Origin of the sequence: Protofrankia sp. Cas8, assembly GCF_963555845.1 — a bacterium.
In the GTDB taxonomy this organism is placed as follows: domain Bacteria; phylum Actinomycetota; class Actinomycetes; order Frankiales; family Frankiaceae; genus Protofrankia.
This window is the reverse complement of the sequence record NZ_CAUVXI010000110.1, coordinates 6,317-9,163: the sequence shown is the minus strand read 5'-3', so window position 1 is coordinate 9,163 and position 2,847 is coordinate 6,317. Positions and strand designations below refer to the sequence as shown.

Here is a 2,847-nt window from a genome sequence, read left to right as displayed (position 1 = left end):
CACTCGCCGGGTGGCTCGCCTTTGACATGCGCGACAACACGCGGGCACTCGCCTACTACCGGGTCGCGGTCGAGGCCGCCCGCGAGGCCGATGACAACGCCCTGTGGGCATGTGTGCTCGGGTACGAAAGCTATCAACCGGGTATGGCCGGGCGCCCGGACCAGGCCTGTGCACTACTGGCAGAGGCGCAGCGCCGAGCCGCGCTCGGCGGCAGCATGATGACCCGTGCGTGGCTGGCCGCTCGGGAGGCCGAGGAACAGGCTTCCCGGGGGGACAGCGGCGCGGCGCTGCGCGCGCTCGAGCGGGCCGGCGACGCCTACGATCGGGCCGATCCGGCGCAGGACCGGGTATGGACGCAGTTCTTCGACCGCCCCCGCCTCAACGGGATGAAGGTCACGACCTTCACCCGCTTACGCCGCCCGGACGCCGCCTACGCGGCCGCGGCCGAGAGTCTGTCGCCAACCGGCCCGACCGCCACGAAAAAGCGCTCGCTGCTGCTCGCCACCCTCGCCGAGGTGCACATCCACCGCCGGGAGCCCGACCAGGCATGCCAACTGGCCGCGGACGCGCTCGCGATCGTGGCGCAGACGGACTTCTCGCTGGGGCTGGCCCGGGTCCGACAGGTCCGCGATCAACTCCGGCCGTGGCGGGAGACACAGCCTGTACGGGACCTCGACGAGCAGCTACGGGTGCTGGCCTGAGCGCGTGGACGGCGCCGTCTCGGCGGTGATCCAGTCCAGATAGCCACCGAGCCCGTGGACGATCGGCGTCGCAATGATCTCCGGCGTCTCGTACGGGTGCGCCTGGGCGATCTCCTGCGCCAACTCGGCAAATCGCTCAGTTGTCGTTTTCGCCAGACATATCCATTCGTCCGCCTGCTCGATCTCGCCGCGCCATCGGTAGGTGCTGCGAATCGGGCCGAGAACCTGAAAACAGGCGGCAAGTCGACGCTCCACCAGCAGACGCCCGATCCGCTCCGCCGCTTCAGACGAATCAATGCTGGTCATGGCCTGCAGATGGCCCACGAACTCCCCCGATCAATCGGCGCATGAACAACATACTCTACATCGAACGGGAGGGTCCACCGACAAATTTACGGTGACTGCAGTCGGCACTGGATTCCGGGCATTCCATTCGGCAGACGGGCGCTCACCGTGGGCCGGGCACGCCGAGTGCTGTTTGCGTCATTTCTCCACAGAACGACGGAAACGAACGAGCGACTGATTACGATATGTGACAAACGGAAACAGGGTACCGCCCGGCGCCGACCACTAAGCGCAGGGATCGGCTCGAACTCCGCCGGTGCGGTAGCAGTCATACACGCCACCCACCGTCCGTACGGCTGCGAGGACCACGTCCAACTGCGCCGGCCCGGCGACCTCGACGGTGAATCGGGCCCGGGCCACCCTGTCCTCGGCTGTGATGGTGGACGCGGACCGCACGGCGGCCGACGCGTCCGACAGCATTTCGGTGATGTCCGCAAGCAGGCCATACCGGTCAAATGCCTCGACCGCGATCTCGGCGGGGAAGGTCGCCGTCGTGGTGGGAATCCAGGAGGTCACCGCGACCCGGCGCCGATCCCCACGGACGTCCGCCGCGTTCGCGCATTCCTGCCGGTGTACCGAGACCGCCGGGCTGTGCGTGGTGGTGAAGCCGACCACGTCATCCCCCGGCAGGGGCAGACAGCAGCGCGCAAGACGTACCGGGACGTCCGGCCGGCCGTCAACCGCGGCCAACCCCGCCCAGGTCTGCGAACGAACGCGACCCCGCGGCAGCTGCGGCTGCGACACCGCGGGCCGCGCCGAGGGCCGGTGGGCTCGATCCCCGCCGGGATCGGGCCGGTGCGACGGGCCGACCTCGTTGTCCAGAACGGTCGAGTCGGCCAGAACGGTCGAGTTGTCCAGAACGGTCGAGTTGTCCAGAACGGTCGAGTCGGCCAGAACGGTCGAGTCGGCCAGAACGGTCGAGTCGGCCAGAACGGTCGAGTCGGCCAGAACGGTCGAGTCGGCCAGAACGGTCGAGTCGGCCAGAACGGTCGAGTCGGCCAGGTCCGCACCGCCCGGTGCCGCCGCAGCCGCAGCCCCGGTCGCAGAAGCGGCATCAGAAGCAGCGGATCCCGCCGGTTGGGATTCGATCAGATGAGCCGCGGCCGGCACCACGGGACCCTCCGCAGACACCATGAGGCCCTCCATAGGCACCACGAGACCCTCCGTGGGCACCATGGCGCCCGCCGCCAGCCCGCCGGGCCCGGTGGTGTCAGGCCCGGTGGTGTCAGGCGCGGTGGTGTCAGGCCCGGTGGCAGGAGAGATCGTGTCGGCGTCCCGCCGCTGCTTCGTCGTCCTACGACGGATCTTCACTCTGGCGCGGGACGTCTTGACGAAATCCAACCAGTCCTCGGACGGACCGGCGCCCGGCAGGCCGGACCGCAGGATTTCCACGACGTCACCGTTACGCAAGCGGGTGTGCAGCGGAACCAACCTGCCGTTGACGCGAGCACCGATGGCACGGTGGCCGAGTTCGGTGTGGACGGCGTAGGCCAGATCAACCGGCGTCGACCTCGCGGGTAGGGCGATGATCATGCCCTTGGGCGTGAAGATGAGGACCTCGTCCGAGTCGAGATCCGCCGACAGCGACTCGATGAACTCACCCGGATCCTTTGCTTCACCCTCCCAGTCGAGGAGGCTGTGCAGCCATGCCAGACCTTCCAGGCGGGCGCCGTCCGCGGACGGCCCGACCGGCCGCGCGATGATCCCGGTTTCCGCGAGACGGTGCATGGCGTCGGTACGGATCTGGATGTCGACGGGCTTGCCCGCCGAGTCCACGACCGTCGTGTGCAGGGACTGGTAC

General features: G+C 68.6%; 2 protein-coding genes and 1 pseudogene. 1 reads left to right on the top strand and 2 read right to left on the bottom strand.

The genetic code is table 11. The features are described 5' to 3' along the window. Positions 1-701, top strand: a pseudogene (locus tag U9977_RS16185) (XRE family transcriptional regulator); the annotation flags it as partial. On the opposite strand, the gene cutA reads toward U9977_RS16185, so the two are convergent. Beyond that, complete coding sequence (gene cutA, locus U9977_RS16180; protein ID WP_322750098.1) at positions 684-1,025, bottom strand: divalent-cation tolerance protein CutA; 342 nt, start codon at positions 1,023-1,025, stop codon at positions 684-686. The pseudogene U9977_RS16185 and the gene cutA overlap by 18 nt on opposite strands. A gap of 246 nt (positions 1,026-1,271) precedes the next feature. Further along, positions 1,272-2,847: TGS domain-containing protein (locus U9977_RS16175; RefSeq protein WP_322750097.1), on the bottom strand; the 1,576-nt coding region annotated here is incomplete at its 5' end.